Annotated in this window: 3 protein-coding genes; 1 reads left to right on the top strand and 2 read right to left on the bottom strand. The window is 67.4% G+C overall.

The genetic code is table 11. The annotated features are described in order from the left end of the window. The first annotated feature begins 2 nt into the window (after positions 1-2). On the top strand, positions 3-10,904 hold the full coding sequence (locus AAHM44_RS12485) for an autotransporter outer membrane beta-barrel domain-containing protein (RefSeq protein WP_342250184.1): 10,902 nt from the start codon (positions 3-5) through the stop codon (positions 10,902-10,904). A 13-nt stretch (positions 10,905-10,917) separates the two neighbouring features. Here AAHM44_RS12485 and AAHM44_RS12480 read toward each other — a convergent pair whose 3' ends face one another. Both AAHM44_RS12480 and AAHM44_RS12475 read right to left on the bottom strand, forming a co-directional pair. Further along, positions 10,918-11,424 (bottom strand): hypothetical protein, encoded by a 507-nt coding sequence (locus tag AAHM44_RS12480; protein ID WP_269575041.1) that lies wholly within the window; start codon positions 11,422-11,424, stop codon positions 10,918-10,920. Further along, complete coding sequence (locus AAHM44_RS12475; protein ID WP_342250183.1) at positions 11,424-16,421, bottom strand: hypothetical protein; 4,998 nt, start codon at positions 16,419-16,421, stop codon at positions 11,424-11,426. Before AAHM44_RS12475 ends, AAHM44_RS12480 begins: the two co-directional genes overlap by 1 nt. Positions 16,422-16,481: the final 60 nt, after the last annotated feature.

Raw genomic sequence — 16,481 nt, 5'->3', positions numbered from 1 at the left:
CGATGTTCACGACCGCTGGATCGATCCGCAAGGCCACGAATGTTTCTCCGTTTCGCCGCCGGAAATTGCTGGCGGGTGCGGGCGGCGCGGCGCTTGCCCTGGCGCTGTTCCTGCCCTCGGCGGCCTGGGCAGACGACTATGTCGTGACCAGCGAAGCCGAGCTGCAGGCGGCGCTGACCGTCATCGCCGGCAATGCGGACCCCAATCCCCGGATCGTGCTGGGTGCCAGCTTCAGCGTATCGACCGCCACCTTCACCCTGCCGAACAAGCCGGTCACGATCGACACCCAGGGCTTCGTGCTGACCGGCCCCAATACCGGTCCGGGAATGCTCATCGCTGGACCCTCGGGCTCCAATACCCTGGTCCTGGCAGGCAATTTCTCCGGTAATGCCGGCGCGACCTCGGGCGCCTTGTCGCTGACCGGCACGGGCATCGTCACCAGCAGCGCCACGATCCGCGGCAACTCGGTCAGCAATGCGGGCCAGGATCCGGGCATCGCCCTCAGCCTGAACGGCACCGGGACCTTCGTGAACAACGGCACGATCGCGGCCGGCGACTCGATCTCCTATGCGCACAGCCTGACGGGCGACAATTCGGGCGTGGCCGTATCGATCAACACTGGCGGCACGCTGATCAACAACAGCCTGATCCAGGGTTCGAACGGGCAGAGCGGCAGCGATGGGTTCGCCATCTATTCGCGCAACATCGGCCAGACCTCCTTCATCATCAACAACGGGACGATCCGCGGCGGATCGAACAGCGATCCCGCCTTCACCGGCGGCGCGGCGATCCGCGGCATCGGCTCCTCGCTGCTGACGCTCACCAATGCCGGCACGATCGAAGGCGGCAACGGCGCCGCTGCGATCCAGAGCTTCAACCAGGCCTGGTCGGTCAAGATCATCAACACGGGCACGATCCGGGCGGGCGCCGGCAGTACCGATGCCATCCGCATGGATACCAATGGCGGCACCCGCCTTTACCTCGAGCTATGGGCAACCTCGAACATCGAGGGCAACGTGACCGCCAGCGTGAGCGGCACCGAAGTCCTGGGCTTCGGCGGCGCCACCGATGCGAGCTTCGACATCTCCCAGGTCTCGCCCACCGGCAAGTATCGCAACTTCGACACTTCCGACAAATTCGAGAAGAACGGCGCCAGCACCTGGACGCTGACCGGCACCAACGCGATGCTGATGGACTGGACCATCAACCAGGGCACGCTGCAGGTCGGCGACGGAGGCGCCGCGAGCGTGGCATTCCGCCAGCTGGTCGACAACGGCATCCTCGTCTTCAACAGCAGCGCCGCCAACACGGTGAGCAGCTTCATCAGCGGTATCGGATCGATCGTCCAGAGCGGATCGGGCACGACGACGCTGGTAGCAAACACCAACACCTATAGCGGCGGCACGACGATCACCGGCGGCAAGCTGTCGATAAGCTCGAACGGCGCGCTCGGGGATGTATCCGGCGCGCTAACGATCGATGGAGGTACGCTCCAGTGGACCGGGGCAAGCGGCAGCATAGCGCGCACGCTCAACTGGGGCGCGAGCGGCGGCGGCTTCGAGATCACTACTGCCGGCAGCAATCTGACCATAGGCCAGTTGGTGGGCGGCGGCGCGCTGGTCAAATCGGGTGTGGGCGTACTCACCCTGGTGGGCGACAACAGCTACACCGGGGTCACGACGATCGCTTCCGGCACGCTGAACATCGGCAATGGCGGCACTACCGGTTCGGTCCTGGGCGATATCATCGACAATGGCACCTTGGCGTTCAACCGGACGGATGCCTTCACCTATGCCGGTTCGATCACCGGCACCGGTGGCCTGTCCAAGCCGAACACCGGGGCGCTCACGCTCACCGGCCAGAACAATTACGGCAGCGGGACGACCATTTCCGGAGGCCAGCTCCTCATCGCTGGGGGCGGAACGACCACCTCCGGCGGCGCCACCTCGATCAATGTCAACACGGTCGTCCCGGCCATTCTCGGCGTCGACGGGGCGGGCTCGGCCTTCAGCACCACCGCGATCACCGGCGCGGCGAACCTAAACCGGACGATGACGGTCAGCGTCACCAATGGTGGCCATCTCACGACCACGACCGGCGACATCTCGCTGCGGGCCTCCACGGTCTCGGCCGCCTCGACCAACACGGCCGAGCTCCTCGTCGATGGGGCGGGCTCGCGGGCCGATGTGGCGGGCGGGCTGGTGCTCGCCGGCTCGAGCGTCACCAACGGCAAGCTCACGATTGGCGCGGGCGGCTCGCTCCGCACCGCGGGCGCCAGCACCATCGGTTTCGCGACGGGCAACACCCGCGGGGTGCCGACGGCCACGATCACGGGCGCCGGATCGAACTGGATCAGCACCAGTTCGCTGGTGATGAGCAATGGCGACTTCACGCTGAGCCAGGGCGGCGCGGCGAGCTTCTCCGCTGCCACCTTCGGAACGGCGACGCTGCCGGCGAAGCTCACCATCTCGGACGCCAATTCCAGCTTCACCACCACCAGCGGCGATCTGGTGATCGGCAGCGGCGCGGGCACCGGCGAGCTCGTCCTCAGCAATGGCGCCTCGGTGACTCTCGCCGGATCGCTGGTTCTGGCCGATGCCGGCACCGCGACCGGCATCCTCAGCATCGGCGCTGCCGAGGGCGAGAACGGTGTCGCGGCGGGTGCGTTCACCGCGCCGGCGGTCACCCTGGGCAGCGCCACCTCGCGCCTCAGCTTCAATCACACCGACAGCGATTATCTGTTCAGCGCCGCGATCTCGGGCGCGGGGGTGATCAACCAGGTTCAGGGCGTCACCAACCTGACCGGCAACAGCAACGGTTTTGCCGGCACCGTGAACGTCTCGAACAGCACCGGCAACGGCAGCACGCTTCGCGTCAACGGCACGCTGGGCAATGCGGCCAGCCTGGTCAATGTGTCGAACGGCGGCCGGCTGGGCGGCGCCGGCACGATCGGCGGCAACGTCGTCGTCACCGACGGCATCCTGGCCCCCGGCAACAGCCCGGGCACGCTCACCATTGCGGGGGATCTCAGCCTCGGGAACAATTCGCTGCTCGATTACGAGTTCGGCCATTCCGACGTGGTCGGCGGCCCGCTCAACGATCTCACGCAAGTCGGCGGGAACCTGACGCTCGACGGCACGATCGACGTCACCGTCACGCCGGGCGGCGAGTTCGGTGTCGGTGTCTACCGCGTGCTCAGCTATGGCGGATCGCTCACCGACAATGGCCTGAATATCGGCACGGTGCCGGCAGGCGGCATCGTCGTCGCCCAGACCTCGGTCGCCGGGCAGGTGAACCTGGTCAATTATGCCGGTGCCGCGCTCAATTTCTGGGACGGCAACGGCGCGCGCGGCGACAGCGTGATCACCGGCGGCACCGGCGTGTGGCAGGCCGGTGGCGGCAACGACAACTGGACGCTCGATACCGGCGCGGCCAACAGCGCCTATACCGACGGCAATTTCGCGATCTTCATGGCTGCGCCGGGCACGGTGACGGTCGATGCCGGCCTGGGCGCGGTGAACGCGTCGGGCATGCAGTTCGCCAGCAGCGGCTATCTGGTCACCGGCGACGGGATCGGGCTGGTCGCGCCGCAATCGATCGTCCGGGTGGGCGACGGCACCGCGGCGGGGGCGGGCTACACCGCGACGATCGCCAGCGCGCTGGGCGGATCGGGCCAGCTGGTGAAGACGGATCTCGGCACGCTCGTGCTGACCGGCGTCAATAGCTACACGGGCGGCACCGCGATCAATGGCGGCGTGCTGCAGGTGGCGAGCGACGCCAGTCTGGGCGACGCGGCGGGCGGGCTGAGCTTCAGCAACGGCACGCTGCGGGTCGCCGGCGACATGACGTCGAACCGCGGCGTGGTGCTGGCGGGGGCGGGGGCCGTCACCACCACCGCGGGATCGGACTGGGTGCTGACCGGCAATGTCGGCGGCGCCGGCGCGCTCACGATCAGCACCGACAATACCGTGACGCTGACCGGGGACGTCGCGCACACCGGCGGCACCACGATCACCGGCACCGGCTCGCTGCTCATCGGCAATGGCGGCACCAGCGGCACGATCGCGGGTAGCATCGTCAACAACGCCAATATCCAGTTCAATCGCGCGGATGCCTCCACTTTTGCCGGTTCGATCACCGGTTCGGGCAATTTCAGCAAGCTCGGCGCCGGACAACTGAATCTCTCCAGCAACAGCACCTGGACCGGCTCCGCGCTGATCCAGCAGGGTGAGCTTCGCATCGCCAACGGCAACAGCGTGACCGCCGCAAACCAGACGGGGGTCACCAATGGCGGTACGCTCACCGTCTCCGGTACCGGATCGACTTTCACGACCGGGTTCATCAACGTATCGGGCAGCGGCAACGGCGTATCGACCATCAATGTGGAAAATGGCGGCGTACTGCGGACCACGCTGGGCGGCCTTGCCCTCCGGTCGGGGCCGCCGGCGCCCGCTGCCGCAGCGAACCTCAACATCACCGGCGCCGGCTCGCTGGCCGACCTGCTCGGCCCGCTGACCGTCGCCAGCAGCGCAGGGACGTCGATCGGGAACGTCACGATCAGTGGCGGCGGCGCGCTGCGTTCCGCCGGTGCCAACCTGGTAGGCGCGGCGGTGGGCAACGTCACCGTTCCCACGCTCACGATCACCGGCACCAGTTCAAACTGGACCAGCACCGGCACGCTGGCGATGACCAATGGCGACTTCTCGTTGCTCGACGGCGGCGCGGCGAGCTTCACCTCTGCCGTAATCGGATCGGCCACCACGCGACCGGCCGCGCTGCTGGTCTCGGGCCCGGCCTCCGTCTTCACGACGAGCGGCGATCTTACGGTCGGGACCGGTGCAGGCACTGGCGTGCTCACCCTTGCCGAAGGCGGCAGCATCGCGGTGGGCGGTGTCTTCACCCTGGCCGACAATGCCGGGGCCACCGGCGTGCTCAACATCGGCGGCGCCGAGGGTGCGGCGGCGGCGGCGGCGGGCCTGTTTGGTCCGGGGTCGCTCAACCTGGGCAGCACGACTTCGCGGATCAATTTCAACCACACCGATCCGGCTTATACCTTCGCCGCACTGCTGAGCGGCACCGGAAGTCTCAACCAGACCGCCGGTACGACGATCCTGAGCGGCGCCAACAGCTATGGCGGCGTCACTAACGTCACTGGCGGCACGTTGCTGATCAACGGCGACCAGTCGGCGGCGACCGGGCTCACCACGGTGGCGGCGGCGGGCACGCTGGGCGGCACGGGCATCATTGGCGGCGGCGTCGACCTGGCCGGCACGCTGGCGGCTGGTTCGAACGGCGTCGGCACGCTGACGATCGGCGGCGACCTCAACCTGGCTTCGAGCGCGCACCTCGCCTTCGAGCTGGGCCAGGCCTATGCCGTGGGCGGAACGCTCAACGATCTGGTCAATGTCAGTGGCAGTTTGGTGCTCGATGGCACGGTCGACGTGACGACCTCGACGGGCGGAAGCTTCGACGTCGGTATCTACCGCATCCTCAACTATGCGGGCTCACTCACCAACAACGGGCTCGTCATCGGCGCCCAGCCGGCGGGAGCGGACACCTTCGTCCAGACTTCGGTCGCGGGCCAGGTGAACCTGGTCAATATCGGCGGGCTGACGCTGAACTTCTGGGACGGCGCCGCCGGTCCGAAGTTCGACGGCGCGATCGCCGGTGGTAACGGCGTCTGGCAGGCGCATGCTGGCAACGACAACTGGACCGAACTGAGCGGCGCGCTCAACGCCGGTTTCTCGGACGGCGCGATCGCCATCTTCACCGCAAATGCGGGAACGGTAACGGTCGACAACAGCCAGGGTGCGGTGACCGCTTCGGGCATGCAGTTCGCCACCAACGGCTATGCGATCACCGGCGACGCAGTGACGCTCACCGGGACGCAGGCGGTGATCCGCGTTGGGGACGGCACTGCCGCGGGCGCGGGCTATACCGCGACGATCGCGAGTGCTCTGACCGGCGCGAGCCAGCTCGTGAAGACCGATCTGGGTACGCTCGTGCTGACGGGTGCCAACAGCTATGCGGGCGGTACCCGGATTGAGGGCGGCACGCTCCAGATCGGCAATGGCGGCAGCATCACCGGCGACGTCGTGAACAACGCCGCGCTGGCGGTGAACCGCACCGGCACGCTGGCGCTGGACGGCGCGATCTCGGGCAGCGGCACGCTCACTCAGTCGGGCGGCGGTACGCTGATCCTGAACGGTGTGAACAGCTATTCGGGGGGCACCACGATCACGGGTTCGAGCATCCTGCAGATCTCGAGCGACGCGAATCTCGGCGCAACGACCGGCCTGCTGGCGCTACAGGGCGGCACGCTCCGTGCCGGCGCCTCCTTCACCTCGAACCGTGCGATTACGCTCGGCAGCGGCACTTCCAACCAGATCGACGTCCAAGGCTTCGATGTCACGCTGGGCGGCGTGATCGGCAACGGCGCCGGCAACATGACGGGGAACTTCCTCGACAAGCTGGGCACCGGCACGCTGACTCTCGCCGGCGTGAACAGCTATTCGAACCGGACCCTGATCGCGGCCGGCACGCTGGCCTTGGCGGGCGCGGGTACGATCGGCGCGGGCAACCTGATCGTCGGCGCGGGCACCGTGTTCGACATCTCCCAGGTGAATACGGGCGCGCGGGTTATCCAGCTGAACAGCGGGGCGGCGGGGACAATCGCGCTCGGCTCCAAGGTACTGACGCTCGGTGCCACCCTCTCGTTCAGCGACTGGTCCGGCAGCATCGCCGATGGCGGCATCGCCGGCGGCACGGGCGGCAGCGTTGTGATCCAGGCGCCGAGCGGCGCGGTGCGCTTCTATACGGCGCAGAGCTACTCCGGCGGCACCACAGTCAATGGCGGCACGCTTGCACTGATCGGCAATGGTGCGCTCTATGCGGGCGGCGCGGTGGCGGTGAGCACCGGCGCGGCGTTCGACATCAGCGGCGTCACTGGCCCGGGCACTGTAGTCGGCGACCTGTCGGGTGCGGGCGCGATTGCGCTCGGTGGCAACGTGCTGAGCTTCGGCACCGCCAATAGCACCAGCTTCGCCGGCACAATCTCGGGTAGCGGCGGCCTGGTGAAATCCGGCACAGGCACCGTCACCTTGTCGGGCGCGAACAGCTATACTGGTACCACCAGCGTCACCGGCGGTACGCTGCTGGTCAATGGCAACCAGTCGGCGGCAACCGGCCTGACCAGCATCGGCAGCGGCGCGACGCTGGGCGGTTCGGGCATCCTCGGCGGCGACGTTCTGATCGCGGACGGCGGCACCCTCGCACCGGGCAACAGCCCGGGCACGCTCACCATCAATGGCGGGCTGACCCTGTCGGTGGGTTCGGCCCTGGCCTATGAGTTCGGTGCGGCCAATGCGGTTGGCAGCCCGCTCAACGACCTGGTCAATGTCGGCGGCAACCTGGTGCTTGATGGCACGATCAACGTCGCGGTGAGCGCGGGCGGCGCGTTCGATATCGGTCTCTATCGGATCGCCAACTATGGTGGCACGCTGACCGATAACGGCCTCGCCATCGGGACGACGCCGGCGGGCGCCGAGCTCAGCGTGCAGACCGCGATCGCGGGCCAGGTCAACCTGGTCAACACCGGCTCGGCGGTGCTCAACTTCTGGGACGGTGCTGCCGGCCCGAAGTTCGATGGCGCGATCGCCGGCGGCAGCGGCGTGTGGCAAGCGACTGGCGCCGACAACTGGACCGATGTCAGTGGCGCGGTGAATTCGGCGTTCGACAACGGTGCGGTCGCGATCTTCGCCGGCACGGCCGGCACGGTGACTGTCGACAACAGCCAGGGCGCGGTGACTGCCGCGGGCCTGCAGTTCGCGGCCACCGGAACCTATGTCATCCAGGGTGGCGCGCTGACCCTCACCGGCCCGCAATCGGTGATCCGTGTCGGCGATGGCAGCGCAGCGGGCAATGGTTTCATTGCCGACATCCAGTCGGTGATCGTCGGCAACACCCAGCTGGTGAAGGCCGATATCGGCCGGCTCATCCTGGGCGGCACCAATACCTATACCGGCGGCACCGCGATCAACGGTGGCGTGCTGCAGATCGCGAGCGACGCCAATCTGGGCGCGGCTTCGGGCGGCCTCAGCTTCAATGGCGGCACGCTCAACACCACCGCCAATATCAGCTCCGCACGCGCCGTTGCCCTTGCCGGGCAGGGCGTGTTCTCCACCGATACGGGTACGACGCTGGCCTTGACCGGCGCGATCAGCGGCACGGGCAGCCTCGGCAAGACCGGTGCGGGTACGCTGGTGCTTGGCGGCACCGGCAGCTTCACCGGTGGCGCTCAGGTCGTGCAGGGTACGTTGCTGGTGAACGGCAACTATGCCGCGGCGAACGGCACTACCAGCATCGCCGCGGGTGCAACGCTCGGCGGTATCGGCACGCTCGGCGGTAACGTGACCTTGAACGGCACGCTGGCGCCCGGTGCCGGCGGTGCGGGCACTCTGACGATCGGCGGCAACCTGTCGATCGCCCAGGGCGCGACACTTGGCTATGAGTTCGGCTCGGCGAACGTCGCAGGCGGCGCCCTCAACGATCTGGTCAATGTCGGCGGCAACCTGGTGCTCGACGGCACGATCAACGTAAGCCAGACTACCGGCGGCCTGTTCAGCGCCGGGGTCTACCGCGTCTTCAACTATGGCGGCGCGCTCACCGATAATGGTCTGACTCTCGGCGCGCTGCCGGCCGGCAGCAACGTTGCGGTGCAGACTTCGATCGCCGGCCAGGTCAATCTGGTCAACTTCGCCGGCCTCACGCTGAACTTCTGGGACGGCGCCGCCGGCCCCAAGAACAATGGCGCGATCAATGGCGGCACCGGCGCCTGGCAGGGCAGCACCGGCAACGACAACTGGGCCGATGCCTCGGGCGCGGTCAACGCACCCTATAGCAACGGCGCCTTCGCAGTGTTCGGCGGTACCGCCGGCACCGTCACGGTCGACAACGGTCTTGGTCAGGTCGCTGCTTCGGGCATGCAGTTCACGGTGGGCGGCTACACCGTTACCGGCGGTGCGATCCTGCTCACCGGTGCCCAGGCGGTGATCCGCGTCGGCGACGGCAGCACCGCGGGTGCGGGCTATACCGCGACGATCAATGCCGCGCTCACCGGCGCGAGCCAGTTGGTCAAGACCGATGCGGGCACGCTCGTCCTGGGCGGCACCAACAGCTACACCGGTGGCACGCTGGTCACCGGCGGAACCGTGCAGATCGCAAGCGATGCCAATCTGGGCGCGGCTGCGGGTGGCGTCACTCTCGATGGCGGCACCCTTGCCACCACCGCGTCGCTCGCCAGCGCCCGCAACCTCGTCCTCCAGGGCGCTGGCACCGTTTCGACAGCCACCGGAACGAGCTTCACCCTGAGCGGCCTGCTCTCGGGCATGGCCAATCTCACCAAGGCCGGCGCCGGCACGCTGGTTCTGGGCGGCACCAGCACCGGTTATGCAGGCACCACCCGGGTAGCGGCGGGCACACTGGCGGTAGCGGGCGCCCTTGGCGGCACCGTCAATGTCGACGCTGCCGGTCGTCTCGAGGGCACCGGCACGGTGGGCGTGGTCAACAATGCGGGCACGATCGCGCCGGGCCTTTCCGGGGTCGGCACGCTCACCCTTACCGGCAACTATACCGGCGCCAATGGCACGCTTGAGATCGAGGCCGAGCTTGGCGGCGACGGCGCGCGGGCTGACCGGCTCGTCGTCGGTGGCGCTACTGCGGGCACCACATTGGTCAAGGTTACCAATGTGGGCGGTACGGGCGCACCTACTATTGAGGGCATCAAGATCGTCGATGTCGCGGGAGCCTCGAACGGCGTGTTCACGCTCGACGGCGACTATGTCTTCGAGGGGGCCCCGGCGCTGATCGCCGGTGCCTATGGCTACCGGCTCTACAAGAACGGTGTCTCCACGCCGACCGATGGCGACTGGTATCTCCGCTCGAGCCTGCTGAGCCCGGTGGCCCCGCCGGCAACGCCGCTCTACCAGCCGGGCGTTCCCGTCTACGAAGCCTATGGCCAGACGCTGGCGACGCTCAACACTATCGGTACGATGCAGGAGCGCGTCGGTAATCGCCGCTGGAGTGCAGGCAGCGATGGCATTTCGGGTATCTGGGGCCGGATGGAAAGCGCCCGCTCGCGCCCCAATGCCGTGCAGTCGACCAGCCTTTCCGACGTGAATGTCGACAGCTGGACGGTCGAGCTTGGCGCGGACCAGGTCGTCAGCACCCGCAGCGACGGCGCAACCCTCGTGGTCGGCCTGCTCGGTGGCTATGGCGAAGCGCGGGCGAACATCGCTTCGCCTTTCGGCAACGGCAGCATCAAGACGCAGGGCTACAGCGTCGGTGCGACGCTTAGCTGGTTCGGGCCGCAGGGATTCTATGTTGATGGCCGGGCGCAGTTCACCTGGTTCGATAGCAAGCTTAAATCGACCATTCTCGGCAAGCTGGCCGACAGCAACAACGGCACCGGCCAGGCTTACAGCGTCGAAGTCGGCAAGCGCTCGCCGCTGTCGGGCAGCCTGTCGGTGACGCCGCAGATCCAGATGGCCTATTCGACCGTCGGGTTCGATCGTTTCACCGATCCGAACGGCGCAACGATCTCGTCGCGCCTCGGCGACAGCCTGAAGACGCGCTGGGGAATCTCGCTCGATCGCCAGGACGACCGCAGCCACATCTATGGCGTGGTCAACCTCAGCTACGAGTGGCTCGACGGCACCGTGACCGAGGTCTCGGGCACGCCGATCGCGCGCAGCAACGAGCGGCTGTGGAGCGAACTCGGCCTGGGCGGCAGCGTGGCGGTGGGCCGCGTCACCTTGTTCAGCGAGCTCTCCGCCAACACCGCGATCCACGACTTCGCCAAGAGCTACAGCCTCAAGGGCGTTGGCGGGCTTCGCCTGGCATTCTGACCGGGGCGGTGGGTCACTTGATCATCACGCGGAAACGCAGGGTGAAATTGCTGCCCGCCGTCTGGTTGCCGGTCGGCTGGACGCGGATATTGGTGACCGCCGCGTCGCAGCCATCGGCGTCGAGCGAGGGGATATAGGTCCAGGTCGCGCCATTGTCCGACGAGAAGGACAGACTGTCGGACATGTTCCCGCGGCCGAGAAACGAATAGGTGAGCCCGGTGCCGGGGACCAGGCTGCCCGTGAACACCATCGGGCCACTGTTGTTGCCGTTCAGGTCCGCCACATAGAGCTTGGTCTTGGCGGGCACCGCGTCCTTGAAGTCGATCGTTTTCACCGTCGTCAGCGAATTAGCCGCCGGATTGGTGATCGTGATCGTGTAGTCGACCAGCGCGCCGGGGATCGACTTGGGAAAGAGCTGCCCCGTCGGGTCCGAGACCACGCTCGACGTCTTGGTGATCGTCAGCGGCACCGCGGCGACGAGCATCAGGAGCATGAGGGGCAGGGAGAGAAGGCGCCGCATCACTTGCCTCCGAATAACTGGCCGGCCTGCTCGAACAGGGACTTGTCGAGCCGGACGCGCATGGTGAGATAGGGGCCCTGGCGGGTATAGCGCGAATCCTCGAAATCGCGGTCGCGATAGCCCGAGACATTGTAGCCCGCGCTGATCCAGGTGTTGCCGCCCGGCGAGAAGCCGAGCGACGGGCCATAGGAGAAGGTGGCGTTGCCGCTCGACCAGCTGTGCTGGACGCTGGCGGAAACGCCGATGTCGAGATTGCGGCGCAGATCCTTGCGGACCTCTATGCCGACCACGTCGATGAACCCGTCGATCGTCTCGTCGGCATAGCGGCCGCGAACGAATTTCGCGCCGTAATAGAGACTTGCCTCGAAACCATGCGATGCACCCTCAGGTCCGGTGCGGTAGCTGAGCGCGACGTTGTTGACCGCGCGGAGCGTCGATTGGTCGCCGATCGCGAAGGTCGGTACCGCCAGCACGTTGCGCGAGGAGACGCCGGCATCGGCCTGTTCGTGGCGCAGCTGGAAGCGCTCGAGCACGGCCCAGCGGCTGTCGGCCGGACGGATGGCGAGGGCAAGGTCGGCGGTGGCGTAGGAGACGGTGGCGCCGTTCTTGTCGGTGACGCGATAGGCGTTGATGCTCGAAGCGAGCGTGCTGCCTTCGCCGAGCGTGCGCAGCAGGCTGCTGGTGATCCCCACGCGGCGGCTCAGGTCGGAATTGCGATATTCGGCGCGGCCGGTCCACGACCAGCGGTTGCCGCGATAGGTGGCACCAAGCGTCACCGCGACGAAATCGCCATCCCGACTGTCCTGGCCAAGCACCCCGCCGGTGGCGCGTGGCTGGAACGGGCTGATCGTCGCAGCAGGATCGACATGCCCCGAAAGCGTGCCGCTGGCATCCAACGTGGCATCGATCGTCCAGCGCTTGCTCACCGGCAGTGACTGGCTGAGGCCATATTGGGCATAGGTGCGCGTGCCGTTCTCGCCCATCGCCTGCTGGTTGATGCTCGACATCAGCCGGGCGCCAGCCCAGGGCGCCACGTCGAAGCCCAGCCGTGCGGCGTGCGCGGTATAGGTGTCGCCCCTGGCGATCTCGTAGAGACCGAGAAGGCGGATATCCCTGGTGATCTTCCAGGTGGCGCCGATCTGCTGGCGGGCCGGGAAGTCGGTGCTCTCATCCTTGCCGCCCAGCGCGACCTGGCCCTGGCCCTGAAGCTCGACATCACCGCCGAACAGTTTCTGGGTCGCGCCCACGGTGAACAGCTGCGAGACGCGCCGCTTGCCGTCCGTGCCGACATCCGAAGCGAACTGGCCGCCGACGAAGACGGTGCCATTGTCGCGGCGATATTCGATACGGCCATCGGCGGCGACACGGCCGGCACCAGTCACCAGGTCGTCCTGCACCCAGGCGGAGAGCGATGCGCTGAGCCGCTCGCCGATGCGCAGCCGGCCGTCGGTGCCGATCTTGCGGGTGCCGGCTTCGCCGAAATTCTGCTGGCCGAGGCCGAAGCCGGCATCCTGCTGATGCATATAGGCGAGGAGATCGACGCTCTTGCCGTGATGCTCGATCTCCGCGGAGAAGGCCTGGCCGGCCTTGAGCCCGCCCTTGCCGCCGGTCGCCGCCTCGGCGCGGATCTCGGTGCCCTGGAGCGGGCGGACCTTGAGATCGATTGCGGCAACGGTGGCGCTGCCGATCGTCTCGTCATGCAGGATGGTGGCGCCGAACTCGGCCTTGCCGTTGGCGGCGGTGACTGATGCGCGCGCTCCGCCGACGCGCTTCTTGCCCGGGCCATAGGTTTCGTAATCGACCACGATGAACACGGGGTTGAGCGCGCCGTCTCGGCTCAGCACCGGCTCGCGGAAGCGGATCGTGCCGGCGATGGGGTCGATGTCATAATCGATATGGCGGGTCAGCGTGGTGCTCTCCAGCACCTGGTCGGGGCGATAGCGGTTGCGCGTCTCGAGCCGCAGCTTGTCGCTGTTGGGCACGATATCCTGCTGCGACAGGCGATACGGGCCCGACAGGCCGTTGCCCTGGATCTCGTCCCGGGCGTAGCGCTCGTCGACATTGGCGGCGAACACGGCGACGTGCGCGCCGTCCCTGGCGTACTCGGCCTTGGCGCCGTTCAGCGTGCGGCTGTAGCGGGCGAGGCGGGTGTCGGTGAAGCCGGTCTCGAAATCGCCGAACAGCGCGTAGAACGCCTTGTGCTCGAGGCGGAGGTAGAGCTTGCCGCGCGTGGCGGCGTCATAGCCCTGGGCGGTGCCGTCGCCATAGACCGTGTAGTAGCGATCCGGATCGATCTTGCCGAGCAGCCCGCGATCGCGATCGAAACGGCGATCGCTGTCATAGGCGAGGGTGAGCAGCCAGCTGCCCTTGATCCGGCCCTTGGCATAGAGCGCGAGCTGGCCATCGGTGACGACGTCATGGGTGCGGACCGTCGGATTGCTGTGTTTGCTCAGCGTCTGATAGCCGATCGTGCCCTTGCCGAAGCCGACGATCATCCAGTCGCGTGCCGGCGCGGAGAGCCAGGGGCGGATCTCGGTGACGTGCTTCTCGCCGTCCGCGCCCTGCAGCGTGACCGCGATGCGTGCGGTGCCGGCCTGGGTAGTGGGAGCAAGTGCGAGCAGGGCGATGCCTTCGTCGCCGGTGACGCGGGCGGTCGCCTCGGCCCGGTCGAGCCCGGCCAGCTGGCGGGTCTGTTCGGCGGCATCGGCCTGGGCGGCGGCATAGGGCTGATCGATGCGGAAAGCGACGATCGCCCCGGCGCGCACGGGCTTGCCGTCGCGATCGGTGACCCGAACGGCGATCTGGGGCTGGCGAAGGCCATCCGCGGCGAGTTGCGAACGTTCGGCGACATAGGTCAGCTGCGCCGGCGTGTTGGCATAGTGGACGGTGCGCTCGAGCGTTGCGACCAGATTGCCCTGGGCATCGAGCACGCGCGCCTGAAGATGATTGTCGCCTTCGATCAGGGGCAGGCCGGTCCAGCGCGAGACGCCGACGCCGCGCGCGACATCTTCATCACTGCCGTCATAGGCCAGCGGATCGGTCCGCTGGCCATTGAGCGTCAGCGCAACTGCCTGGCCCGGCGCATGCTGGATCACGATACGCAGTGCCGGCGAGCGCGGATTGTGGCTCGCGTCGGGGAACAGCCAGGCAGGTGCGCCCGGTTGCGCGGCGGCAAGCCAGTCGATGCCGCTGCCGGCAGCGGTGGCGTCATCCAGCACGGCGGGCTGTGCGGCCTGGCCGGCATCGGCGGGCAGGGCGATCCGGCGCAGTTGGAAGTCGGCGCGCTGCAGGCTGCCGCCCATGCCCTCGACGAAGCGCGAGGTGCCGTGGCTGCCGGCACTGCGCGTGTCGCGGTCGCAGGTGACCGGAGCATAGCCAGACGGCAGCGCACCGGTGTCGAGCTGGACGACATGCGTGCCCGGGCGGACACCTTCAAAGTGATAAAGGCCATTCTTATCACTGAGTGTGAAGATTCCATCCTCCAGCAGCACGCGCACGCCGGCCACGCCCTTGCGGTTCCGGTCGGGGTTCCGGCAATCTCCCTCGGTGATACGTCCGATCAGCGTCATGGCGTCGGTGAACAGGGCTGCGTGGATGCGGACGGCGGCACTGGCCTCCGGAGTGGCGGCCGCACCGTCGGTTGCCGAGGCGCGGTTCACCGCCACGCCCTGCGGCGTATCGGGCCCAACTGAGGTGAGATAGGATATAGTTCGGGCACTATTTGAAGAAATGTTTGCGAGAGTAAATCGCAACGTGCTGCCATCACTGGATATTTGTGGTTCGGGGGCGCCCTTGACCGTGCCCGGGCGATAGCGCAGGCCACGCGGGAGCACGTCCGTCACCACCGGTGCCTGCGCAGTGGCGCCGCCGACATTCTTGAGCTCGAGCGCATAGGCGACGAAGTCCCCTGCGCTGGCGTCGTTCACCGAAGCGGTCTTGGTCAGTACCAGCTTTGCGGTCGCGGCGGCCCGGGCGGGCGGATCGAGCGGCACGTCGATGTGCACGGGTTCCGGGTCCGCCAGCAGGAAATCGCCGCCATAGGAGGCGTCGGTGATCCGGTACTTGCCCGGCGGGCCGATGAAATCGGCCAGCTCGGCCGGCGTGCGGGCCGAAGGCGCGGTGTAGCCGGCGGGCGGGGTGACCTGCAGCCGGTAGCTGCCCGCGGGCGCCAGTGGGAAGCGGAAATTGCCCGGCGTGAAGGCGTAGACGCCGCCACCCGCGTCGGTGACGGTCGTGCCGGTGACCACGGTGTTCGGATAGGCACTGATGCCGTCATCGCCATAGACCATCGCGGCCGGCTTGCCGGTGGCGTTGTCGATCAGCGTGACCGTCGCGCCGTCGATCACCGCGCCGGTCTGCGAATCGAACACATAGCCTTCGGGATCGATCAGCAGCGAGGCGTCGGAGGGAAAGCTGAGGTCGTCGCCGTCGAAATTGACATATAGCTTACCGATGCCGGTCAGGCGGATGTTGCAGGCGGCCAGGTCGGGACGAGTGCCGGATGCAGGCACCGCGCCGGCGAAGATGCCGGTATCCACGCCGGTTTCCATCAGCGGCAGGCGCACCGAGGCGGTGCCGATCGTGGCCGTGATCCAGGCGATTTCGCGCGTCTCGGGGTCGCGATTCTCGGCCTCGGCCTCGAGCGTCACGATCATCGCGTTTTGCACGTCATGCGATTGGAGCTGCGGCGCGGCGGCAAGCTGCGCGACGGTCACTTCGGCGGGCGTGAACTGAAGGCTGGGGCTCGTCTCGCACTTCATGCCGACGAACTGATAGCCGGCAGGGAGCTGGCGGAAGCCCAGCACGGTCGGCTTCTTGAGGCGATCCAGCGTCACTTCATTCGATGCGATCGCGCGCGTGCCGGAGCCGTCGGCAAATTGAAGCGTGGCGGTATTGCGAATCGTCTGCGCCTCCGCATTCCCCAGGAATGCGGAGCCAAGCGCTGCGAGCGCGAGGGCGCCGGTGAACAGGCGCGAGAGACGAGACGGTGGGTTCATTGATCTTCCCGATCCGGTGCGCAGCGCAAAGCTGCACACCGGCATGGGTTTTCAATCACT

The sequence above is a fragment of the Sphingomonas sp. OTU376 genome (assembly GCF_038440415.1).
Lineage (GTDB): Bacteria > Pseudomonadota > Alphaproteobacteria > Sphingomonadales > Sphingomonadaceae > Sphingomonas > Sphingomonas kyeonggiensis_A.
The sequence above is the reverse complement of the archived record's forward strand: the minus strand, read 5'-3'. Positions and strand labels throughout refer to the sequence as shown.